Source organism: Bacillus sp. 7884-1, assembly GCF_002272245.1.
Lineage (GTDB): Bacteria > Bacillota > Bacilli > Bacillales > Cytobacillaceae > Neobacillus.
In genome coordinates, this window is record NZ_NPDD01000022.1 from 23,589 (window position 1) to 45,004 (window position 21,416).

General features: G+C 36.7%; 25 protein-coding genes. 19 read left to right on the forward strand and 6 right to left on the reverse strand.

Annotated features, from left to right (window positions below; genetic code table 11):
• Positions 1 to 21 precede the first annotated feature (21 nt).
• A complete protein-coding gene (locus tag CHI06_RS03615) occupies positions 22 to 915 on the forward strand; it encodes a deoxyribonuclease IV (RefSeq protein ID WP_095247062.1) in 894 nt (297 codons plus the stop codon).
• Positions 916 to 954: 39 nt separating this feature from the next.
• Here the strand turns inward: CHI06_RS03615 and CHI06_RS03620 are convergent, their stop codons facing one another.
• Positions 955 to 1,209, reverse strand: coding sequence for a DUF2624 domain-containing protein (locus tag CHI06_RS03620; protein ID WP_095247063.1), 255 nt, complete (start codon positions 1,207 to 1,209; stop codon positions 955 to 957).
• Between the two features lie 171 nt (positions 1,210 to 1,380).
• Between CHI06_RS03620 and CHI06_RS03625 the strand changes: the two genes are divergently transcribed.
• The 3 genes from CHI06_RS03625 to CHI06_RS03635 are packed head-to-tail and all read left to right on the forward strand — an operon-like array spanning position 1,381 to position 3,427.
• A complete protein-coding gene (locus CHI06_RS03625) occupies positions 1,381 to 2,160 on the forward strand; it encodes a metal ABC transporter ATP-binding protein (protein ID WP_095247064.1) in 780 nt (259 codons plus the stop codon).
• Positions 2,157 to 3,020 carry a metal ABC transporter permease gene (locus CHI06_RS03630; RefSeq protein WP_095247065.1) on the forward strand — a complete coding sequence of 288 codons (864 nt, stop codon included), beginning with the start codon at positions 2,157 to 2,159 and terminating at the stop codon, positions 3,018 to 3,020. The genes CHI06_RS03625 and CHI06_RS03630 overlap by 4 nt, the downstream gene beginning before the upstream one ends.
• Positions 3,017 to 3,427: a Fur family transcriptional regulator gene (locus tag CHI06_RS03635; RefSeq protein ID WP_095247066.1), complete on the forward strand. Its 411-nt coding sequence runs from the start codon at positions 3,017 to 3,019 to the stop codon at positions 3,425 to 3,427. Before CHI06_RS03630 ends, CHI06_RS03635 begins: the two co-directional genes overlap by 4 nt.
• Positions 3,428 to 3,467: 40 nt before the next feature.
• On the opposite strand, the gene CHI06_RS03640 is transcribed toward CHI06_RS03635, so the two are convergent.
• Positions 3,468 to 4,031 (reverse strand): hypothetical protein, encoded by a 564-nt coding sequence (locus CHI06_RS03640; RefSeq protein ID WP_095247067.1) that lies wholly within the window; start codon positions 4,029 to 4,031, stop codon positions 3,468 to 3,470.
• A gap of 108 nt (positions 4,032 to 4,139) precedes the next feature.
• Between CHI06_RS03640 and CHI06_RS30355 the strand changes: the two genes are divergently transcribed.
• A complete protein-coding gene (locus CHI06_RS30355) occupies positions 4,140 to 4,520 on the forward strand; it encodes a DUF4190 domain-containing protein (RefSeq protein WP_257009155.1) in 381 nt (126 codons plus the stop codon).
• Positions 4,521 to 4,593: 73 nt separating this feature from the next.
• On the opposite strand, the gene ispG is transcribed toward CHI06_RS30355, so the two are convergent.
• The 3 genes from ispG to CHI06_RS03660 all read right to left on the reverse strand — a co-directional run bounded on the left by ispG (position 4,594) and on the right by CHI06_RS03660 (position 7,011).
• Positions 4,594 to 5,697 (reverse strand): flavodoxin-dependent (E)-4-hydroxy-3-methylbut-2-enyl-diphosphate synthase, encoded by a 1,104-nt coding sequence (ispG, locus tag CHI06_RS03650; protein ID WP_179292528.1) that lies wholly within the window; start codon positions 5,695 to 5,697, stop codon positions 4,594 to 4,596.
• 118 nt (positions 5,698 to 5,815) lie between these two features.
• A complete protein-coding gene (locus CHI06_RS03655) occupies positions 5,816 to 6,145 on the reverse strand; it encodes a hypothetical protein (RefSeq protein ID WP_095247069.1) in 330 nt (109 codons plus the stop codon).
• Between the two features lie 86 nt (positions 6,146 to 6,231).
• Positions 6,232 to 7,011 (reverse strand): DUF1189 domain-containing protein, encoded by a 780-nt coding sequence (locus tag CHI06_RS03660; RefSeq protein WP_095247070.1) that lies wholly within the window; start codon positions 7,009 to 7,011, stop codon positions 6,232 to 6,234.
• A gap of 139 nt (positions 7,012 to 7,150) precedes the next feature.
• On the opposite strand from CHI06_RS03660, the gene CHI06_RS03665 reads away from it, so the two are divergent.
• Positions 7,151 to 7,633 carry a DUF456 domain-containing protein gene (locus CHI06_RS03665; protein WP_095247071.1) on the forward strand — a complete coding sequence of 161 codons (483 nt, stop codon included), beginning with the start codon at positions 7,151 to 7,153 and terminating at the stop codon, positions 7,631 to 7,633.
• Between the two features lie 39 nt (positions 7,634 to 7,672).
• Here the strand turns inward: CHI06_RS03665 and CHI06_RS03670 are convergent, their stop codons facing one another.
• On the reverse strand, positions 7,673 to 8,368 hold the full coding sequence (locus CHI06_RS03670) for a Crp/Fnr family transcriptional regulator (RefSeq protein WP_095247072.1): 696 nt from the start codon (positions 8,366 to 8,368) through the stop codon (positions 7,673 to 7,675).
• A gap of 305 nt (positions 8,369 to 8,673) precedes the next feature.
• Here CHI06_RS03670 and CHI06_RS03675 point away from each other — a divergent pair, with 305 nt between their 5' ends.
• The 13 genes from CHI06_RS03675 (at position 8,674) to CHI06_RS03735 (ending at position 21,363) form a co-directional block, all read left to right on the forward strand.
• Positions 8,674 to 9,282: a superoxide dismutase gene (locus CHI06_RS03675; protein ID WP_095247073.1), complete on the forward strand. Its 609-nt coding sequence runs from the start codon at positions 8,674 to 8,676 to the stop codon at positions 9,280 to 9,282.
• A 107-nt stretch (positions 9,283 to 9,389) separates the two neighbouring features.
• Positions 9,390 to 10,607 (forward strand): MFS transporter, encoded by a 1,218-nt coding sequence (locus CHI06_RS03680; protein ID WP_095247074.1) that lies wholly within the window; start codon positions 9,390 to 9,392, stop codon positions 10,605 to 10,607.
• A 210-nt stretch (positions 10,608 to 10,817) separates the two neighbouring features.
• Positions 10,818 to 12,920 (forward strand): peptidoglycan D,D-transpeptidase FtsI family protein, encoded by a 2,103-nt coding sequence (locus tag CHI06_RS03685; protein WP_179292529.1) that lies wholly within the window; start codon positions 10,818 to 10,820, stop codon positions 12,918 to 12,920.
• Positions 12,921 to 13,150: 230 nt separating this feature from the next.
• The gene (locus CHI06_RS03690) at positions 13,151 to 14,113 is read left to right on the forward strand and encodes a PstS family phosphate ABC transporter substrate-binding protein (protein ID WP_095247076.1); all 963 of its coding nucleotides are present in this window, start codon (positions 13,151 to 13,153) and stop codon (positions 14,111 to 14,113) included.
• A gap of 60 nt (positions 14,114 to 14,173) precedes the next feature.
• A complete protein-coding gene (pstC, locus tag CHI06_RS03695) occupies positions 14,174 to 15,139 on the forward strand; it encodes a phosphate ABC transporter permease subunit PstC (protein WP_095247077.1) in 966 nt (321 codons plus the stop codon).
• Complete coding sequence (pstA, locus tag CHI06_RS03700; RefSeq protein ID WP_095247078.1) at positions 15,139 to 16,017, forward strand: phosphate ABC transporter permease PstA; 879 nt, start codon at positions 15,139 to 15,141, stop codon at positions 16,015 to 16,017. Before pstC ends, pstA begins: the two co-directional genes overlap by 1 nt.
• A gap of 25 nt (positions 16,018 to 16,042) precedes the next feature.
• Entirely contained in the window at positions 16,043 to 16,843 is an 801-nt protein-coding gene (gene pstB / locus CHI06_RS03705; RefSeq protein WP_095247079.1) for a phosphate ABC transporter ATP-binding protein PstB, read from the forward strand.
• Between the two features lie 12 nt (positions 16,844 to 16,855).
• The gene (gene phoU, locus CHI06_RS03710; protein ID WP_095247080.1) at positions 16,856 to 17,515 is read left to right on the forward strand and encodes a phosphate signaling complex protein PhoU; all 660 of its coding nucleotides are present in this window, start codon (positions 16,856 to 16,858) and stop codon (positions 17,513 to 17,515) included.
• A gap of 211 nt (positions 17,516 to 17,726) precedes the next feature.
• Positions 17,727 to 18,410: a DUF4912 domain-containing protein gene (locus CHI06_RS03715; RefSeq protein WP_095247081.1), complete on the forward strand. Its 684-nt coding sequence runs from the start codon at positions 17,727 to 17,729 to the stop codon at positions 18,408 to 18,410.
• Entirely contained in the window at positions 18,403 to 19,641 is a 1,239-nt protein-coding gene (locus CHI06_RS03720) for a glycosyltransferase family 4 protein (protein ID WP_095247082.1), read from the forward strand. The genes CHI06_RS03715 and CHI06_RS03720 overlap by 8 nt, the downstream gene beginning before the upstream one ends.
• Before the next feature lie 162 nt (positions 19,642 to 19,803).
• Positions 19,804 to 19,953: a 50S ribosomal protein L33 gene (rpmG, locus tag CHI06_RS03725; RefSeq protein ID WP_015594975.1), complete on the forward strand. Its 150-nt coding sequence runs from the start codon at positions 19,804 to 19,806 to the stop codon at positions 19,951 to 19,953.
• 58 nt (positions 19,954 to 20,011) lie between these two features.
• Positions 20,012 to 20,578, forward strand: a complete 567-nt coding sequence (locus CHI06_RS03730) for a 5-formyltetrahydrofolate cyclo-ligase (RefSeq protein ID WP_095247083.1) — start codon at positions 20,012 to 20,014, stop codon at positions 20,576 to 20,578.
• Positions 20,575 to 21,363, forward strand: coding sequence for a DUF92 domain-containing protein (locus CHI06_RS03735; RefSeq protein ID WP_095247084.1), 789 nt, complete (start codon positions 20,575 to 20,577; stop codon positions 21,361 to 21,363). The genes CHI06_RS03730 and CHI06_RS03735 overlap by 4 nt, the downstream gene beginning before the upstream one ends.
• Positions 21,364 to 21,416: the final 53 nt, after the last annotated feature.

The window sequence follows — 21,416 nt, forward strand, 5'->3', positions numbered from 1 at the left end:
TTTGAAGGGAGAGAGAAGGTTTTGTTGAAAATAGGATCACATGTCTCAATGAGCGGTAAAAAAATGCTGCTGGCAGCGAGCGAGGAAGCCGTTTCATATGGTGCGAATACATTCATGGTCTATACGGGAGCACCGCAAAACACTAGAAGGAAAAAAATTGAGGATTTGAATATTGAAGCAGGAAGAAGGCATATGGAGGAGAACGGGATCTCTGAAATTGTTGTCCATGCACCATACATCATCAATATCGGTAATACCACGAATCCAGATACGTTTGAATTAGGTGTAAGATTCCTCCGTACAGAAATTGAAAGAACAGAGGCAATTGGCGCTAAACAAATTGTGCTGCATCCAGGTGCACATGTTGGTGCAGGTACGGAAGCGGGAATAAAAAAGATTATTGAAGGATTGAATGAAGTATTAACGGGAAAAGAGCAGCTGCAAATTGCTTTAGAGACAATGGCAGGCAAAGGCTCTGAATGTGGGAAGTCATTTGAGGAATTAGCGATGATTATCGATGGTGTAAACTATAGTGACAAGCTTTCTGTTTGTTTTGATACCTGTCATACCCATGATGCGGGATATAACATTGTCGAAGACTTTGATGGTGTATTAAATGAATTTGATAAAATTGTCGGCTTAGATAAATTAAAGGTTCTTCATATCAATGATAGTAAAAATGCAGTTGGTATGAGAAAAGACCGTCACGAAAATATCGGCTTTGGTCATATCGGCTTTGATGCTATCAATTATATCGTCCACCATCCACAACTGACAGATGTACCTAAGATTCTAGAGACACCATATGTCGGTGAAGATAAAGATAATAAAAAGCCTCCGTATTTATTTGAAATTGAAATGCTGAGAGAGAAGAAGTTTAACGAAAATCTTTTGGACAAAATCTTGCAATCATAAGATAAAGCTGTGCTCATAAGGGCACAGCTTTATTGTTTTTTATTTTGTGAATTGAACAAATAGCTTATTTACTTCTCTTGCTACTTCAGGGCCAGCTATTTTTGCAATTTCTTTAATTAGTGATGCTCGTTCGCGGGCATCAAAAATATTTACATTTTTACCTCTTAAGTATTGAGCAACCTTATTTGCTTGCTGCCTATTCACTCGGATATTAAATTGTTGCGCATACTTGAATAGTTCGTCACCAGTAATGGTATTAATCTTATGATTAATGACGCTCTCAAAAATCTTCACACTCATCACTCCTTCATCTACTGTATGAAAGGTGAAAATAGAGTGTTACAAAATGACTAACATCGACTTTTTAATACTTCGTGTAAAGGTAAATGCTTTACAATAGGAAGTTCCTATTGTATACTACTTTAAGTTAAATCGGAATGATTCTTAAAATTAAGGTGAGAAACCATGAAATCACATTCAATTATTGAAATAAAACAAGTTTCCTATCGCTATGAAAAGGATACAGTTCTTGAAAATATTAACCTCGCCATACCAAATGGCTCATTTTTGGCAATTGTTGGTCCAAATGGCTCAGGAAAATCAACATTATTAAAGTTAATCTTGGGACTATTAAAGCCGCAAAAAGGAGAAATTCACTTATTTGGTCAGGAAATGAGTAAATTTAAAGATTGGCAGCAAATCGGATATGTATCTCAAAAAGCGAATTCCTTTAATACAGGTTTTCCAGCCACAGTTTTTGAAGTTGTTTCCAGTGGACTAACTAAGAAACTGGGATTATTTCGCTTTTTTAAGAAGGAAGATTCCCAAAAAGTATATGATGCTTTGGAATCTGTGGGAATGAGAAAGTTTAGTAATCGAAATATCGGAGAGCTTTCAGGAGGGCAGCAGCAAAGAGTATTCATTGCCCGTGCCCTTGTAAGTGAGCCTAGGCTATTGATTTTAGATGAACCAACCGTCGGGGTTGATGCGGAAAATGTGAATGCATTTTATCAAATGCTTGCTGATCTAAATAAAAAGCGGGGAATTACACTTCTATTAGTTACACATGATGTTGGAACTATTTCAGATAAAGTTACCCATGTAGCTTGTCTGAATAAGCACTTGCATTTCCATGGAGATACACGCGAATTTGAAAAGCACCAAAGTGAGGGGATGTCTGAATTGTATGGTACGGATGTCCAGCTAATATCCCATCAACATGACCACGGAGGCGTTTTTAAATGATTCAAGGAATTTTTCAATATGAATTTTTACAAAATGCCTTTCTAACAGGGATCTTAATTGGTTTTCTTGCACCATTATTAGGTGTATTTATTGTTGTAAGGAGGCTTTCCTTAATTGCCGATGCCCTAAGTCATGTAACCTTAGCGGGAATTGCTGCCAGCCTTCTTCTTGAAAAATACTTTGCTGCGTTAAGCGGGTTAAATCCACTCTATTTAGGAATGGTCTTTTCAGTCGGAGGCTCGTTGTTCATTGAAAAACTACGAGGAGTATATAAGCATTACCAAGAGCTTGCTATCCCGATTATATTATCCGGCGGTATAGGTCTAGGGGTAATCTTTATTTCACTCGCGGATGGTTTTAATACGGACTTGTATAGTTATTTATTTGGAAGTGTATCTGCAGTCAGCCGTACAGATTTATGGGTAATTTTTATTATTAGTATCGGTGTCGTAATGACAATCGTTTTATTATATAAAGAGCTATTTTTATTATCTTTTGATGAAGAACACGCCAAAGCCTCAGGAATAGCAGCAAAAAGCATTCACTTTATTTTTATTATCATGGTCGCACTTGTGATTGCGGCATCGATGCGAATAGTAGGAATCATGCTTGTTTCTTCATTGATGACATTACCAGTTGCAGCAAGCATACGCATTGCTAAAGGCTTTAAACAAACCATTGTTTTGTCCATCATCTTTGGGGAAATATCTGTTCTTGGAGGGTTATTTGCCTCTTATTATTTAGACCTTGCTCCTGGTGGAACGATTGTCATGATAGCTGTGGCCATATTAGTGTTTACCATCATTTATAAAAAAGTAATGATTAATAATCATGTTTCACAAGGGGGGGCAGCAGGGTGAATGTTAATGAAGCCATTCAATTCTTAAAAGAAAACGGATTTAAACAAACAGGAAAAAGAGAGGATATGCTTCAACTATTTTCTGACAGTGATAAATACTTAACAGCAAAGGATGTCTTAGATGAGTTAAAGGAAGACTATCCAGGGTTAAGCTTTGATACGATTTATCGGAATCTTTCTCTTTTTGTTAAAATGGGAATTCTAGAAATGACGGAACTATCTGGCGAAAAGCATTTTCGCTTTTCCTGTTCACGCCACCAGCATCACCATCATTTCATCTGTATGGATTGCGGTAAGACAAAAGAAATTGAAACTTGTCCAATGAACAGCTTAAGTGAGGATTTAAAAGGGTATGATATTTCGGGGCATAAATTTGAAATTTACGGACGTTGTCCTGAGTGTCATTAAATAAAAACAAAACAGCATGGCAGTGGCCATGCTGTTTTTACTATTTTAGCCAATTTTTTACCCAAGTATTGGCCTCATACCAATTATTAACTCGAACAACACCCTTAGGAATAGGATCCTGATTATAAGGGGTATTAAACAATAGGACTGGAATATCACATTCTTCGTGAATCATGACAGCATTGTCGTGTTTATCTTCCAGGAATAGATCCACTTGATGGAGTTTAGCTGCTGCAACCTTATCGTGTGAACCAATTAATTCTATATGGTTATAAGACAAGCCTTTTTTGTTAAACCATTTCTTTGTATTTTCCAATAGGTGTGAGCCCCTTGCACTTATGAAGAATAATTCATGTTCTTTTTTCCACATGTTAAGTATAGTTTCTGCACCCTCTGCAAGTGGAGATTCCTCATAAATTACCGGTTCGTTTTCAACAAACCACTTTGAAAATTTTTCCTGTGAAACATTTACAACTTTATTCAAATCATATTCCTTAACATCAGCGAGTGTTAGGTTTAGCCCGAATCCCTCATTAATAAAGGGAACAAGCGCAGATGGACATGTAACTGTTCCATCAATATCAATTCCAAATCTTTTCCTCATATGTTGTCACCTTCAATTGCCAAGTTTTTAACTTTATTTTACCATATTAAAATGACGAAAGTTACAAACAATAATAAATGCTCCTATTACTGAAAGTGAGGGATTCGGATGGAAGATAAAAAAGACACGAAAATACGTGGGTATCTCCCAAGTCCAAACACTGATGTAGATAGTCCAGATTACCCTTCTGATTATAGAGAGGAAACAGCAGCTGAAATCGCAGCTCCTGTTCCAATCGCTCGCCCTGCATTCCAGGAAAGATCAAAATCCGGTGAAGGAACTGGGGCAAGAGAGGGAACAGGCATGGGATGGGCTGCTTTAGTTCTATCCATACTATCACTGTTTGTCATGCCGATTCTTTTTGGTGCAGCAGGTATTGTATTAGGGTTCATTGCCAGACGTCGAGGAGCAGTGAGTCTGGGAGCGTGGGCAATCGGGATAGGTGCCATATCAATTATTGTTGGTATCTTTATCCTCCCGTTCTTTTAAATGGTAACCTGTAAATATAGGGGCAAAAAAAGAAACCCGGCAGCTTTTGCCGGGTTTCTTCAAGCTCGTTTTTTTAGTTTGTAACCTCAGCCTCTTCAGCTGCTTTTTTCTGGAAATACTCTTCTGCAATTTGATCGATTTCTTTCTTTAATTCATCGACCAATTGAGCTTCTGGTACTTTACGGACAATCTCACCTTTACGGAAGAGTAAGCCTTCACCACGTGCACCGGCAATCCCAATGTCGGCTTCTCTTGCCTCACCAGGACCGTTTACAGCGCAACCCAAAACAGCCACTTTAATTGGCGCTTTTATTGTCGAGATATACTCTTCGACTTCATTTGCAATACTGATTAAATCGATTTCAATTCTTCCACAGGTTGGGCACGAGATTAACGTTGCAGCATTGGAAGAAAGGCCAAATACTTTTAAAAGCTCTCTGGCTACTTTGACTTCTTCAACAGGATCGGCACTTAAAGAAATGCGGAGAGTATTCCCGATTCCTTTGCTAATAATTGCTCCCAATCCTGCAGCACTTTTAACAGTACCTGCAAAAAGAGTTCCTGACTCAGTAATACCTAAGTGTAAAGGATAATCAAATGCCTTGGAAGCTTTTTCGTATGCTTCGATTGCAAGATTTACATCGGATGCTTTCATGGAAACGATGATATCATGGAAATCTAAGTCTTCAAGGATTTTGATATGATGTAGGGCACTCTCAACCATTCCATCGGCGGTTGGATACCCGTATTTTTCGAGTATTCTTTTTTCAAGTGATCCAGCATTTACACCAATTCGAATCGGTATCCCACGTTCCTTTGCAGCCTTAACAACAGCTTCAACTTTCTCACGCTTACCAATGTTTCCTGGATTAATCCGGATTTTATCAGCGCCGCCTTCAATAGCCTTAAGCGCCAATTTATAATCAAAATGGATATCGACAACTAACGGGATATTAATTCTTTTTTTAATTTCAGGAATGGCATTAGCTGCTCGTTCGTCGGGACACGCTACCCGAACAATTTGACAGCCTGCCTCTTCAAGACGTTTTATTTCAGCAACAGTAGCTTCAACATCATGTGTTTTAGTAGTTGTCATGCTCTGTATAAATAATTCGTTACTGCCGCCAATGGTTAAATTGCCAACTGTTATTGGACGGGTCTTTGTACGATGAATAATTTCACTCAAGGGAAATTCGCTCCTTCAAATTGGATTCGAATAATAGTTTAGTTTTAACACGCACCTATTATTTTATCAGTCCTTTACTAATCTTGACAAGACTGACGCCTTGGTTTTCCTATTTTGAGTAATCAGGAAATTGATAGGAGGCACCAATTTGGATTTTCTCCGGAGATTGACCTGGGTTTAGGCTTTTGAAATCCCCAATTAATTCGTCAATTGAAACGGGTAAAGGCTTATTAATATGACCTTCGACAATGGATATGAGTGTTTCACCAGGTTCAACTTCGGCCTCAAATGCGGCAATCGTATTTTCAGGAACAGCCATTGTCGCTATTGCTTGTTCAGGTGCTTGGGATTCCTCCTTAGGTAGAGTACCGGCTGTTAAATCAATATATATAACATAAATGGTTAGAAGTCCAAATAGAAAAAGGAAAATTCTTTTCATGAGACATGCCTCCAAAATGGAATGTTTGTACATTCCTATGCTTGTCCAATACGATATAGAACGAAAAAACGCATCCAAGGGATGCGTTAGTTCTCGATAGTTGCTTTTTCTTTTGGTATTTCTTTAATTGCTAAGTATAAGATGATTATTTCAACAAACCAATTGATCATGAAGCTATTTGGTACAGGTGTATTAATAGCACTCATAATGGTAAAGAATACCGTTGGCAGTGTTACACTGTAAGCGGCCATTCTCCATAGGTGGCGATAACTAATACTTCTGCCAGCCAGATTTTTTAATGCTAAGCCGAATAAAGCCAGTATGGACACTTCAATGAAATTTATCGCACTTGAAAAGAGGAAGATAAGAGAAGCAATGACTGGAATAATAATTCCTTTCATTCCATCTACTGTATCGACTAAGTCAATAAAATCATCTTTCGTAAGTGTTAAGCCTTCAAGCATGGAGTACGAATAGGTATCGATTCTTCCTCCTGCTGATACTGCAATTTCATTCTTAAGTAAAGCGAAGGCATTCTCTTCATCTTCCACATCATCGGTTGAAATAACTCCCGTTGGATCGAAAATAATGGAAAATTCTCCTTTTTCAATGGTAATAGGTTCATCTGTATCTGCAGATAAACTCCCATTGTCTATAGTAAAGGAGGGGAGTTCATCATTCATTACGGATTTTGTCCCTTCAATTCCAGCAGTAAGCATTGTACCTATGTAATAAATAGAAGGCAATATGGAGAGTAATGTGAGAAGAAATACATATAAAATTGTTTTTCCAATTCCCTGAAAGCGAAAAGAGGCAATGTCCTTTGGTGAATGAGTACTTTTATAAAATTGTTTGAAAATATTCATAACTTACCACCCTAATAAAGATTCACCATTCTATTGTAGCTTTAGGAACTGATATTAACAAGAATGATGAATTATGAAACCAATTAGGGAATGAATTCGTATATTTCTTAAAATAAATTTTCTAAAGGAATGAACATTATTGGAAATAGTCTATTGGTCAGTTATCGTCATTCTATTTATCATTGGGTTTGTTGGACTCATTTACCCCATCATCCCTAGTGTGTTGTTCTTATTAGCTGGATATATATTGTATGGTGTCTTTTTTTCCTTTGAGCCTTTTGGCTGGTTCTTTTGGTTGATTCAAAGTTTTTTTATCATTCTTTTGTTTATAGCGGATTATATCGCCAATATGATTGGAATTCAAAAATATGGCGGTTCGAAGGCTGGGGTCTGGGGAAGTACGATAGGTCTAATACTTGGTCCATTTGTCATCCCGTTCTTGGGAATACTGCTTGGTCCATTTATTGGAGCGGTGGGAGCAGAACTGTTAGTAAATAAAAGGGATTTCAAAAATAGTTTGAAGATTGGCTTTGGATCTGTTGTCGGATTTATCAGCAGCGTCATTACAAAAACAATCATTCAAATCCTCATGATTGTATATTTCTTCTTAGTAGTACTTTAGTCAAAAAAACTCCTGCTCATGATTGGAGCAGGAGTTTTTTTAATTTACTCCACAAATTTCATATGGGCAGTTTTGACAGTCTACTTCTTGTTTTAAATATCTAAGATTTTTTATTGTGAATTTTTGCTGATCATAGGATAGCACATCTTTTTCCCGCAATTCTTTTAATGCACGTTGAATAACTTCTCTTGTTCCAAAGGTTAGGTTGGCAAGCTCTTGGTGGGTTAATGGCATATCAATGAGAATTCCATCGTCTGACTTTACCCCGTAGGTATTACAAAGACGGATAAGGATGGAGTATAAACCTCCCTTTTTTCCATTCATAATCAGGTCCTGGCATTTCATTTGAGCCTTTAGGTAGCTTGTGCTTAACCATGCCACAAAAGCATTCATCGCATCAGGGTCATTCATGATAAATTCTTCAAAATGGTCTTTTTTTATAGCAATTATTTCACAATCAGAAAGGGTCTTTGCATAAAACTGATAATGTGGAGTATCTTTAAATATTTGATATTCCACTATTAATTCTCTGCTATTTACTATTTTTAAAATAAAGTCTTTGCCGCGCATGTGAACCCTCCCTAGTGAAACGCTTCCACTAAGCAGTAGATATACATATTCAACAGCATCCTTCTCCTGAAAAAGTACAGTATCCGCTTTTACCTTTTGTATTTGTTCTGCTTTTCGAAAGAATCGATCTAACAAACTATATATAGAAAAACTGCTTTTAAGCATATTTCCCACTCCTTTTATCCCTACAATTTGATTAAATCATGTATTTACAACCTATCACCGGTTGAAACATGACAATTTATCGAAAACTTTGTAATTATAACTGTTTTCATTCCTAAAAAATTAATGTATAAAATTTTACCGGGAAGGAGATTGTATATTTGTTAGGAACAAAGCATTTTATTTGAAACAATAGACTATCTCTGATAATCTTAAGCTACAAAGCTTTAGGAATATTCTAATATCGTTTTGATTTTAGACACAACTAAAGCTGGAAAAATACTTTTTATACATAGGAGGAAATAACAATGGCATTTGAATTACCACAATTACCTTATGCGTATGACGCACTTGAGCCTCACATCGACAAAGAAACAATGAATATCCATCACACTAAACATCACAACACCTATGTGACAAATTTAAATAATGCACTACAAGGTAATGAGGAATTATTATCTAAATCTGTTGAAGAGGTAGTTGCAAACCTTGATGCGGTTCCTGAGCCCGTTCGTATAGCAGTGCGTAATAATGGCGGAGGTCATGCGAACCATGCACTTTTCTGGCAAATCCTTTCTCCAAATGGAGGCGGCGCGCCAACTGGTGAACTAGCAGACGCAATCAATAATAAATTTGGCAGCTTGGAAAGCTTTAAAGAGGAATTCGCGAAAGCGGCTACAACTCGTTTTGGCTCTGGCTGGGCTTGGTTATCTGTAAGCAATGGAGAACTAGAAGTGTCTAGCACACCTAACCAAGACTCTCCTCTAATGGAAGGTAAGACACCTATCTTAGGTCTTGATGTTTGGGAGCATGCTTATTACTTAAACTACCAAAACCGCCGTCCTGATTACATCTCTTCTTTCTGGAATGTTGTAAACTGGGATGAAGTTTCAAAGCGTTACAGCGCTGCGAAATAATAAAAAAGTATTAAGGGAGACAGCTGATTTCAGCTGTCTTTTTGTTTTTTTCGTATAAAGGCCCCCTGCTTGTTAAAGACTAACCCTTATCACAAAGGGGAGTTTTTATGGCGAAAAAATTTAAGTTGTTAGGTGACGTACAATTAACAAAAGATTTATCCTTATTGTTATTCATCGGTGGCACGTATTCTTTAAGTGTTGCACTATCAAATACTTTTGTGAATATTTATTTATGGAAACAAACAGGAGAATATTCTGACCTAGCACTTTATAACCTTTCGATTGTCATTTTACAGCCTTTAACCTTTATCTTAGCTGGCAGATGGGCAAAGAAAATTGATCGCGTTAAAGTGTTAAGAGTGGGAGTTAGTTTTTTAGCGCTTTTTTACTTAATGGTTTTAATAACTGGCAAAAATGCTTCAACATATTTATTACTGTTAGGAAGTCTCCTTGGAATTGGATATGGGTTTTATTGGCTTGCTTACAATGTTTTAACTTTTGAAATAACCGAGCCTGAAACGAGAGATTTTTTTAATGGCTTTTTAGGAATCTTATCCTCGACTGGCGGGATGATTGGACCGATTGCTGCAGGCTTTATTATTACACGATTTGAAAAATTTACAGGGTATACCATTGTATTTGGAATTTCCTTATCGCTATTTGCACTTGCTGTGTTCTTGAGCTTTTCGTTAAAGCCGCGACCTGCCAATGGAAAGTATTGTTTTAAACGAATTCTGGATGAAAGAAAGAAAAATGAAAATTGGCGGCTTATCACCAATGCTAATTTTTTTCAAGGACTTAGAGAAGGAACGTTTTTATTTATTATCTCCGTATTCGTCTATATTTCTACCGGAAGTGAGCTGGCTCTAGGGACGTTTGGACTTATTAATTCCGGAATTTCCTTCATAGCCTATTATGCTGCATCCCGGTTAATTAAGAAGAACAAGCGGAAAAAGGCTATTCTAGTTGGTGGTATTATTCTTTATTTAGCTGTTTTGTTAATTGTCTGGGATATTAATTATGTAAAACTATTAATTTATGCGGCCATGATTGCGGTTGCTTATCCTCTTTTGCTTGTCCCTTATATGTCAACTACATATGATATTATTGGAAGTGCTTGGAAAGCTGCAGAAATGAGAATAGAGTATATTGTTGTTCGGGAGATTTTTATTAATTTGGGGAGAATTGTTTCGATTTTGTCTTTCTTAGCAGCCGTTACTTGGTTTGACGCTGAAAAAAGCATTCCAATCCTCCTTTTATTTATTGGGGCAGGACATTCGTTGATATATTTGTTTGTAAGAAAAGTCCAAATACCCACAGTGTAATGCGATGAGTAATCCTTATTACTCATCGTATTTTTTTAATTTATAAGGGTTTAGCAATTGTTTGTTGAATGTTGTCAATTGGTAAGTGTTTTTCGTAGTAAATAGGGTGATTTTCCGCTAAAATAAGGCTTATAATGTCGAGATGGCAAGGAAGTGGAGAACTTGAATATTAAAAAGAAGAAGAAGCAGCATGTTACTTTTCGCTTGAACATGCTTTTCTTTGTTGTATTTATGCTGTTTTCTGTTCTGATTCTACGTTTAGGTTTAGTACAAATCGTTTATGGGGAAGATTTTAAACGTGAAATCGAGCGAACAGAAGATATAACCGTAAATAACCCAGTGCCTCGGGGGAAAATGTTTGACCGTAACGGGAAAATTATTGTTGATAATACCCCGTTAAACGCCATTACTTACACAAAATTTCAGGATTCAAGCCAAGAGGATATGCTTGAAACCGCTGAACGTTTGGCACAGCTGATTGATAAAGATACCTCTAAAATTCGGGATCGTGATAAAAAGGATTTCTGGTTGTTAAAGAATCCTGAGAAAGCAAAAGAAAAAATTACTGAAAAAGAATGGGACTTATACGACCAAGACGAATTAGATGATAAAGAACTATATAACCTTCAGCTAAAAAGAATTACTAAAGAAGACCTTAAAAGTTTATCTCAACAAGACTTAGAAACCCTAGCCATTTTTAGGGAATTTAATAGTGGTTATGCTTTAACCCAACAAATAGTAAAAAATGAAAATGTAACGCCTGAAGAATTTGCAGTTGTCAGTGAAAATTTAGAAGAGCTGCCTGGTGTTGATACTACTACGGATTGGGAACGATATTATGCATTTGGGAACACATTAAAAACTGTACTCGGAAATGTAACATCTTCTGGTGAAGGTTTACCGAAGGACAAACTAGAGGAATATCTTGCTCGGGATTATAGTCGAAATGATCGGGTTGGTAAAAGCTATATTGAGCTGCAATATGAAGATGTTTTACATGGTCAAAAAGGTAAAGTTAAAAATGTCACTGATAAAGGTGGGAAAATCCTATCTACTGAAGAGGTTTCTGAAGGGCAGCGTGGAAAAGATCTAGTTCTGACGATTGATATGAATCTTCAACTAGAAATAGAAAAGATTATTGAAGAGGAACTTTGGAATGCAAAGCAAAATTCTAAATCGGCTCTTTTAGACCGTGCCTTTGTTGTTCTTATGAATCCACATACCGGTGAAATATTAACAATGGCCGGAAAGCAAATTGCTAAAAATGATGAGACCAATAAACAAGAAATGCGTGACTTTGCACTTGGGAATATAACGACATCATATGCAGTTGGATCTGTTGTCAAAGGAGCGACGATTTTAACTGGATATAATACAGGGGCAATTCGTCCAGGTTCTATTCAGTATGATTCACCTTTAGTAATAAAAAATACACCACCTAAATCATCTTGGAAGAACTTTGGTTCTATTAATGACCTAAGAGCAATACAAGTGTCATCAAACGTTTATATGTGGAAGACTGTGATTGAGATGGCAGGTGGAACATACTCACCGAATAAGCCGCTTCCATTAGATTTAACTGCTTTTGACACGATGCGTCAATCTTTCAGTCAGTTTGGTCTTGGTACCAAAACCGGAATTGACCTTCCAAATGAGAGTACTGGATATGTTGGACCTTTGAAGCAGCCTGGATTATTACTTGACTTAGCAATTGGCCAGTATGATACCTATACGGTTATGCAATTAGCACAATATGTTTCAACCATTGCTAACGGCGGCTACCGTGTTCAGCCTCATATTGTAAAGGAAATTCGTGAACCTGTGCTTGAGAGTAACCAACTTGGTCCGATTATTCAAGAAATTGAACCCAATATATTAAATCGCATTGATGGTAAGGATGAATGGATTGATCGGGTACAGGAAGGCTTTAGAATGGTTATGCAAGTAGGGGATGGTACTGGTGTTAGTACCTTTAAGGGTGTGGAGTACAATCCTGCAGGTAAAACCGGAACGGCCCAAGCTTTTTATGATGGTCCTCAGCGAAAGAACTTTGGGAAAATACCTCCTGAAGTGATGAATCTTAGTCTTATAAGCTATGCACCGTTTGATAATCCAGAAGTTGCCATGGCTGTTTTAGTTCCATGGGCATATCAGGGAAACAGCGGTCCAGCTACAGCGAATATTATTGGCAAGAGGGTAATGGATACCTATTTTAATCTAAAGAAGCAGACTCCTGCGACGGAAAACCAAGATGCTACACAGAATGAAGAAGGAACAGAAGAAACTACGGATACACAACAAAATAACCAATAATACTTCTAAAACCTGTCTCAAAACTTGAGGCAGGTTTTTTTTATTACTTTTTTAAACAAGGAGTATACTATAAAAGCACAATTTTATTAATGATTTACAAAAGTCATACATTCATTTACAAAACCTTTACAATTCATTAAAACAAGCTTTACAGAAGGAGTTTATTATTAATCTTGTAAGGAAAACGAACAACGATTAAACAAACCATATTTCGTAGGGGGAATTAAGTAATGAAAAGCTTTAAGAAATTAGCACTAACAGCAATGATGACTGGTGTGCTAGCGATTACTGCAGCTTGTGGTGCACAAGGAACTGAAGGCAACAAAGAACAAGCTGGCGAAGAAGTAAAGCAACTTCAAGGTGAAATTAAAATAGACGGTTCATCTACAGTTTTCCCTATCATGGAAGCTGTGGTTGAAGAATATGGAATGATACAACCTAATGTTAAAGTTCCTGTTGGATCATCTGGAACTGGCGGTGGTTTTGAAGCTTTTATCGCAGGTGAAACTGAACTAAGCAATGCTTCTCGTCCAATTAAAGATGAAGAAAAAGCAGCTCTTGAAGAAAAAGGTATTGATTATACAGAATTCCAATTAGCATATGATGGACTTTCAGTTGTAGTAAATAAAGACAATGACTGGGTAGAAAGCTTAACAATCGAAGACTTACAGAAAATTTGGATTGAAGATGGAACCACTAAAAAATGGTCGGATATCAATCCTGATTGGCCAGCTGAAGAAATCAAATTATACTCTCCAGGAACAGATTCAGGAACTTTTGATTATTTCGATGAAGTAATTCTTGATGGAAAACCAATTGTTGAAAAAGCAACTCTTTCTGAAGATGACAATACACTAGTTCAAGGCGTTCAAGGTGATAAGAATGCAATTGGTTACTTTGGTTATGCTTACTATGCAGAAAACAAAGATACTTTGAAAATCGTTCCAATTGATGGCGGAGACGGTCCTGTTGAGCCAACGAATGAAACCATTGAATCTGGAGAATATTCTCCACTATCTCGTCCATTGTTCACTTATGTGAAAAACTCTGCTATTAAAGATCAAGAAGAAGTGTATGATTTCATGAAGTTTCTTTTAGAAAATGCTGCAACATTATCTGAAGATGTTGGATATGTACAATTACCTGAAGAAGAGTATACAAAGCAGTTAGAGACATTAGAAACTCTTAAGTAAAATCTAGAATAATTTTATAGGTGAGAAGCATAAAAATATGCTTCTCATCTTGTCATTGGAATGAAAGGGGTTTTCAATTTGACTACTCAAAACACAAATTCTTTCTCTGTTCAGAAAATGATTCAAGAGAAGAAAAAAAGGAAGAGTGCTGGAGGAATTACTGAAAAAATCATGCCATATATTTTATTCCTTGCAGCGGCCGTTTCTGTTTTGACCACAATTGGTATTGTTCTTACGCTCATTTTTGAGACATTTTTGTTTTTCGATGCAGTATCTATTAAGGAATTTTTTACCGCTAAAAAGTGGTATCCTTTTTCAGAAACTAATGGATCATTCGGTATTCTGCCTTTAGTAATGGGAACTATAAAGGTAACTGTAATTGCTGCTATAGTTGCTGTTCCTATAGGATTGGCTTCAGCCATTTATTTGAGTGAGTATGCATCAGAAACTGCTCGCAGAATTATTAAACCGATATTAGAAGTCTTAGCTGGAATCCCAACGATTGTTTATGGATTTTTTGCGCTAACCTTTGTTACTCCTATATTACGTGAAATAATTCCATCTCTTGAAATTTTTAATGCGTTGAGCCCCGGTATTGTGATTGGAATCATGATAACACCGATGATCGCTTCTCTCTCAGAGGATGCGATGACTTCGGTTCCTAATGCGATGCGTGAAGGTGCACTTGCACTAGGGTCGACTAAATTTGAAGTAGCCATTAAAGTCGTCCTGCCAGCTGCTGTCTCAGGAATTATTGCCTCTATCGTTTTAGGTATCTCACGAGCAATCGGCGAAACAATGATTGTAGCGGTTGCTGGTGGTTCAACACCGAATCTTGAGTGGAATTTGACAGGATCGATTCAAACGATGACTGCATATATTGTCCAAGTCAGCCAAGGTGATGCAGGTTATGGTACGACGATCTACTATAGCATTTATGCAGTTGGTATGACATTATTTGTATTTACGTTGGTGATGAATTTATTAGCTCAATACATCACCCGTCGTTTTAGGGAGGAATATTAATGAATTTAATTAATCACGAATCCGTTGTAAAGCGGATGAAATCAAGATTATCTAAAAATTCATTTTCAAAATGGACATTTTTTGCGTTAACCATGTTTGTGTTATTAATATTAGGAGTATTATTATATCGGATATTCTCTCAAGGACTTGGCTATTTAGATTTGCAATTTTTGCAAAGTCTTCCTTCAAGGAAACCTGAAAATGCAGGTGTTTATGCTGCTCTAATTGGAACCATTTGGCTTATGGCTGTTGTTGCACCTGTTTCATTATTGCTGGGTGTAGGTACTGCCATCTATCTCGAAGAATATGCAAAAGACAATGCGATAACAAATTTTATTAAAGTTAATATCTCCAATCTAGCTGGTGTCCCATCTATTGTTTTCGGATTACTCGGTTTAACAATATTCGTACGTGCATTTGCACTTGGGACAAGTGTCCTGGCCGCAGGACTTACCATGAGTCTACTTGTTTTACCAGTCATTATTGTAGCTTCACAAGAAGCTATTCGCGCAGTGCCTAATCAATTAAGAGAGGCTTCATTTGGAATAGGTGCTACTAAATGGCAGACTATTGTTCGAATTGTTCTTCCTGCTGCTATTCCAGGAATACTGACTGGCGGAATCTTGGCTCTTTCCCGTGCAATCGGTGAAACAGCACCGCTTGTTGTCCTTGGAATGCCTTTATTCCTTGCGTTTTTACCAAAAACATTTTTTGATAGTATGACCGTATTACCTTTACAAATTTACAATTGGACAGGTCGTCCTCAAGTTGAGTTTCATGCTTTAGCTGCAGCAGGTATTATTGTTTTACTTGTGATGTTAATTATCATGAATTCGATTGCTGTTTTAATTCGAAATAAATTCCAGAAAAGATATTAAGGCTAGGATAGGGAGGCAAACTACTATGGTAACAACAACAGCCACTGCAAAAATTATTAATCCACATGAAAAAAAAATTGTTTATAAAACAAGCGACTTAGATTTATGGTATGGCGATAATCAGGCGCTAAAGAAAATAAACCTAGATATTATGGAAAATGAAGTGACGGCTATTATCGGACCTTCAGGTTGTGGAAAATCAACGTATATTAAGACATTAAATCGTATGATTGAACTAGTTCCTGGCGTTAGAACTTCTGGTGAAATTCTTTATCGAGGGAAAAATATCCTCGATAAATCTTATCAAGTAGAAGAACTAAGAACAAAGGTCGGAATGGTGTTCCAAAAGCCAAATCCCTTTCCGAAATCAATTTATGAAAATGTGGCTTATGGACCAAAAATACACGGTATTCGCGATAAAAAAATCTTGGATCAAATTGTAGAAAAAAGCTTAAGAGGAGCGGCCATTTGGGATGAAGTAAAAGACCGTCTCAATCAGAATGCTTACGGGTTATCGGGGGGACAGCAACAGCGTCTTTGTATTGCCCGCTGTCTAGCGATTGAACCGGATGTTATTTTAATGGATGAGCCAACTTCTGCTCTAGATCCAATTTCAACATTAAAAGTAGAAGAACTTGTACAGGAGTTGAAGAAGGAATTCAGTATTATTATCGTTACTCATAACATGCAGCAGGCTGCACGTATATCTAAGAAAACTGCTTTCTTTTTGAATGGAGAAGTGATAGAATTTTCAGAAACTAATAAAATCTTCTCCACTCCAGAAGATAAGAGAACCGAAGACTATATTACAGGAAGATTTGGATGATGAGGTGATAGGATGAGTACAAGATCGAAATTTGATAGTAAATTAGTTGATTTAAAAGAAATGCTTTTAAAAATGGAAAGTTTAGCGGAGACGGCCGTTCGTGATTCATTAAGCGCCCTTATTAATCACGATATTGAAAAAGCTAATCGAGTCATTGATGGTGATGATAAAATAGACGCCTTGGAAAATGAAATTCATGATAGAGCATTGCTTTTGATTGCAAGAGAATCGCCTGTCGCGAAAGATTTAAGAACACTCAATGTCGCTCTGAAGGTTTCATCTGAAGTAGAACGAATGGCTGATATGGCGGTTAATATTGCAAAAGCTACATTGCATATCGGTAATGAAAAGCATTTTAAAGAAATATTGGATATTCCGAAAATGATGGATCAGGCCCTTGAAATGGTATCCATGTCCGTGAAGGCTTATATAGACGAAGATGTTATGTTAGCACAAAAATGTGCTGAAAAAGATGATGAAGTGGATAAAATGTTCGGTAAACTGGTTCATGAACTAATCAGCATGGTACCTGAAAATCCAAATGCTACAAACCAAATTATTCAACTTTCTTTTGTTTGCCGATTTATCGAAAGAATTGCAGATCATTCAACAAATATTGCTGAGAATGTCATTTACCTAGTAACAGGTAAAAAGTTCAACCTAAATGAGTAAAAAATAAATAGTTCACCTAAAAGATGAGACCTATCTATGATAGCTCATCTTTTTTTGATGCTGAAAAATTGTTTTATAATGTATAAGCAAAATACGACAAAATACGTTCATTGTACAGTTTGTTTACTGATGTTACCATTAATAGTATCTATGAAAGAATATTTCGATTACTTTTGCATATAGTAGTTGTTTGCGGAAATGGAGGAGAACAATGATTGAAGAAATTATTAAACTAAGAGAGGATGGTTTATCATTCCGAAAAATCGCCTCACACTTGAACACCACTGTTGGAAGAGTTCAATATAGATGGAGTAAATATATTAATAATCTGGAAAATAATATAGAAGTTGTTTCAGTTGAAGAGAATACGCAAATGGAAGTATTCGAGTTAAATCACCAAACAATCGATTATACTCCTGTTAAGGGGGAATTACAGGTTAAACTGGTTACCCCTAGAAAGGTAATTGTTTATTGGGAGGCATCTAAAGTTCCCGCAAAGGTTATCACTTCATTTTATGATAGACCTTTTGAGGAACTGGTACATATCGTTAGAATTTATGATGTAACGGATATTATTTTCACTGGGAATAATGCTCACCATTACTATGATATTACTGTTCCTTATAACCAGGGCTATTGGTTTATTAAAGGATTGACAGCGAATCGGAGTTATGTGGCTGAAATAGGTGTGAAATTAAATGAAAATGAGTTTTTGCCGGTTCTGCGCTCAAATTCAGTTCAAACTCCAACTATGGGTAATTTAAATGGCAGTGAAATTTATACGAACTTGGTGAACTTTCAACAGATTGATAATTTTTCACCAAAATGGATTGATTATGTAAGCACTTACAGCTATTATGGAGAATCAAAAAATACGAAGAAGAATAATGGATGATTATTTAAATACCGAAATGAGCCAAAAGCATTCCTACAACTGGCAATTAAAAATTCTGATATTAACCTGGGAGTACCCTCCAAATGTTGTTGGCGGGCTCTCGAGGCATGTCAGTGGTCTTGCTGTCCAATTAGCGCAACTTGGTCACGAGGTCCATGTGATTACCGCTGGGAATGGCGGTCTCTTAGCTTATGAGGTAGTAGATGGAGTTCATGTCCATCGTGTCATACCACTAAACAATCAGGACAACAATTTTCTCTCTTGGCTTGCAGGTCTGAATTTAACCATGAGCTTTAAAGGAGTGAAAATTGCAGAAAATATAAAGTTTGATATCGTTCATGCTCATGATTGGCTCGTAGGAACTTCTGCTGTGACTTTAAAAGAAGAACTGTCCATTCCATTATTAACGACTATTCATGCTACCGAACATGGCAGGAATAATGGAATTCACACGGATATGCAGCAGTTTATCCACAATAAAGAAAAGAAGTTAATAATGGAATCAGATCAAATAATTGTCTGCAGCACCTATATGAGAGAAGAATTATTAACAAACTTCCAACTCTCTGAGAAAAAACTAGAAATTGTTCCTAACGGAATTGAACCAAGTACTGGTGAGGTAAACTCAAACGAAATTTATCCATTCATTAAGCGTAGAAAGTATGTCTTCTCTGTAGGTAGAATGGTTAAGGAAAAGGGATTTGAAACAATTATTGAGGCTGCACAACTGGCAAAGGAAAACCGAAGGAATATTTATTTTGTAATTGCTGGCAAAGGACCAATGCTCGAAAGATACCGAAAAATGGTTTCGGAAAGACAATTAGATTATTTCATTGTTTTTATTGGTTATGTTTCGGACGAGCAAAGGGATGCACTGTTAGTAAATTGTGAAATCGCTGTTTTCCCAAGCTTATACGAACCCTTTGGAATCGTAGCTTTAGAAGCAATGATTCTAGGTATACCTACCATTGTTTCAGACATAGGCGGGTTAAAAGGAATTATTATGGATAAGCAAACCGGCCTGCTAATGAATCCAGGTGATGCCAAAAGCCTCCTATCTAATATTGACTTCTTATCACAAAATTCTGATAAGGCAAAAGAAATAGGCGAAAAAGGCAGGCAAATAGTTAAGAACCTATATGGATGGAAACGAGTTGCTTCCCAAACAGTTAAAATTATGGAAGAAACGCAGTTAAATAAACGAGTAAATGTGAATGAAAATGCAAGATAATATACTTTTATTGTCTAACTCAGCGCTTAGGAAAAATTGAACTGCATTTTTCCTAAGCGCTTTTGCTTTTCTTTAAAAACACACTAGCATTTCCTTTTGAAAAGTGATATCATAGAAAAGTCGTATGAACGAACTAGCATAATCGTTTGGAGGGAAATTGACATGCGTGTAAATATTACGTTAGCTTGCACTGAGTGTGGAGATCGTAACTATATTTCAACAAAAAATAAACGTAACAACCCTGATCGTCTTGAGCTTAAGAAATATTGCCCAAGAGAGAAGCGTACAACAGCACACCGTGAAACAAAATAAGCAGTAGGGCTTCCTGCTGCTTTTTTTGTTGCAAAAAAATAAGGAGAAATCAATTTATATGAATGAAAAAAATATCATACGTAAAGAAATGAAAGAGAGACTTACTGGACTTACTAAGCCTAATTATGAAGATTACTCCTATAAAATAGCTAGGAATCTATTTAATGAAGATGACTGGAAACAAGCTGAAGTAATTGGGATTACTATCTCGAAGGAGCCTGAAGTCGATACATATCAAATTATTAGAAGAGCGTGGGAATCAGGAAAAGTGGTTGTCGCTCCGAAGTGCCATCCAAAGGAAAAGGTTTTATCCTTTCATAAAATAACCCGATTTTCGCAGCTGGAATCTGTTTTTTATGGTTTACTTGAACCCATAGAAGAGCACACGACAGAAGTAAAGTCTGATGATATCAATCTGTTAATCGTCCCTGGTTTGGCTTATACACGAGAAGGATACCGGTTGGGCTTTGGCGGTGGTTACTACGATCGTTATCTACCCAATTTTAAGGGAAAAACAATCTCTCTTGCCTTTCACTTCCAGGTTCTTCCTCAATTTCCTATAGAAAAGCATGATATTCCAGTCTCGAAACTTATCACTAATGATGAGGTAATAACTATAAAATGATACAAAATCTAATCATTATCTCAATTATTATTTTAGGTGGTTTTGCAGGTTATCGGGAACGGTCCTTAAGTAGTAGTGGGGCTATTGCAGCAGTAGCAGTAGGAGTCGCTGTCTATTTCGGATTCGGTTTAAAAGGGCTTTTCCTTCTTGGATTATTTTTTGCAACATCCAGCTTTTGGTCAAAATATAAAAGCTCAGCAAAAAAAGACATTGAAGAAAAATTAGCAAAGGGAACTACCAGAGATTGGCGTCAGGTTTTAGCTAATGGTGGTTGTGCTGTATTATTAAGCATAATTTATTATTTTCAACAGGACATGATTTGGCTGATTGGTTTTGTTGTCTGCCTTGCTAGTTCAAACTCGGATACGTGGGCATCAGAAATTGGCACGTTAAGTAAAAGAAAACCTGTATACATACGGACTTTTAAACCAATAGAAAAAGGAACCTCTGGTGCCATCAGTTTGTTGGGTACGGCAGCTGCACTATTCGGATCCATGGTAATCACTTTTGCAGGTGCTTGGCTTTTTCATTTGGGCTTATTCCACTTTTTGATCATTTTCCTGTTCGGTTTCTTAGGTAATGTTATTGACACTTTATTTGGTGCCTACTATCAGCAGGTCTATATTTGCACCAAATGCGGGATTGAAACGGAGAAAAAGGTCCATTGCAAAACATCTGCTAAAAGAATAAAAGGGTATCATTTAGTGGATAATGATATGGTGAATTTCTTATCTGGATTTATTGCTGCACTGTTAGCAATGATCTTCATTTATTTTATAACATAATAGATATAAAGCTGAATCGGTACTGAAAAGTTGTGAATTATTGTACAATTTAA

Coding starts and splice junctions, on each gene's coding strand:
- CHI06_RS03625 (WP_095247064.1), top strand. CDS start 1,381: ATGAAATCACATTCAATTATTGAAATAAAACAAGTTTCCTATCGCTAT.
- CHI06_RS03630 (WP_095247065.1), top strand. CDS start 2,157: ATGATTCAAGGAATTTTTCAATATGAATTTTTACAAAATGCCTTTCTA.
- CHI06_RS03640 (WP_095247067.1), bottom strand. CDS start 4,031: ATGAGGAAAAGATTTGGAATTGATATTGATGGAACAGTTACATGTCCA.
- CHI06_RS30355 (WP_257009155.1), top strand. CDS start 4,140: ATGGAAGATAAAAAAGACACGAAAATACGTGGGTATCTCCCAAGTCCA.
- CHI06_RS03655 (WP_095247069.1), bottom strand. CDS start 6,145: ATGAAAAGAATTTTCCTTTTTCTATTTGGACTTCTAACCATTTATGTT.
- CHI06_RS03660 (WP_095247070.1), bottom strand. CDS start 7,011: ATGAATATTTTCAAACAATTTTATAAAAGTACTCATTCACCAAAGGAC.
- CHI06_RS03670 (WP_095247072.1), bottom strand. CDS start 8,368: ATGCTTAAAAGCAGTTTTTCTATATATAGTTTGTTAGATCGATTCTTT.
- CHI06_RS03675 (WP_095247073.1), top strand. CDS start 8,674: ATGGCATTTGAATTACCACAATTACCTTATGCGTATGACGCACTTGAG.
- CHI06_RS03680 (WP_095247074.1), top strand. CDS start 9,390: ATGGCGAAAAAATTTAAGTTGTTAGGTGACGTACAATTAACAAAAGAT.
- CHI06_RS03685 (WP_179292529.1), top strand. CDS start 10,818: ATGCTTTTCTTTGTTGTATTTATGCTGTTTTCTGTTCTGATTCTACGT.
- CHI06_RS03690 (WP_095247076.1), top strand. CDS start 13,151: ATGAAAAGCTTTAAGAAATTAGCACTAACAGCAATGATGACTGGTGTG.
- pstC (WP_095247077.1), top strand. CDS start 14,174: ATGAAAGGGGTTTTCAATTTGACTACTCAAAACACAAATTCTTTCTCT.
- pstA (WP_095247078.1), top strand. CDS start 15,139: ATGAATTTAATTAATCACGAATCCGTTGTAAAGCGGATGAAATCAAGA.
- pstB (WP_095247079.1), top strand. CDS start 16,043: ATGGTAACAACAACAGCCACTGCAAAAATTATTAATCCACATGAAAAA.
- phoU (WP_095247080.1), top strand. CDS start 16,856: ATGAGTACAAGATCGAAATTTGATAGTAAATTAGTTGATTTAAAAGAA.
- CHI06_RS03715 (WP_095247081.1), top strand. CDS start 17,727: ATGATTGAAGAAATTATTAAACTAAGAGAGGATGGTTTATCATTCCGA.
- CHI06_RS03720 (WP_095247082.1), top strand. CDS start 18,403: ATGGATGATTATTTAAATACCGAAATGAGCCAAAAGCATTCCTACAAC.
- rpmG (WP_015594975.1), top strand. CDS start 19,804: ATGCGTGTAAATATTACGTTAGCTTGCACTGAGTGTGGAGATCGTAAC.
- CHI06_RS03730 (WP_095247083.1), top strand. CDS start 20,012: ATGAATGAAAAAAATATCATACGTAAAGAAATGAAAGAGAGACTTACT.
- CHI06_RS03735 (WP_095247084.1), top strand. CDS start 20,575: ATGATACAAAATCTAATCATTATCTCAATTATTATTTTAGGTGGTTTT.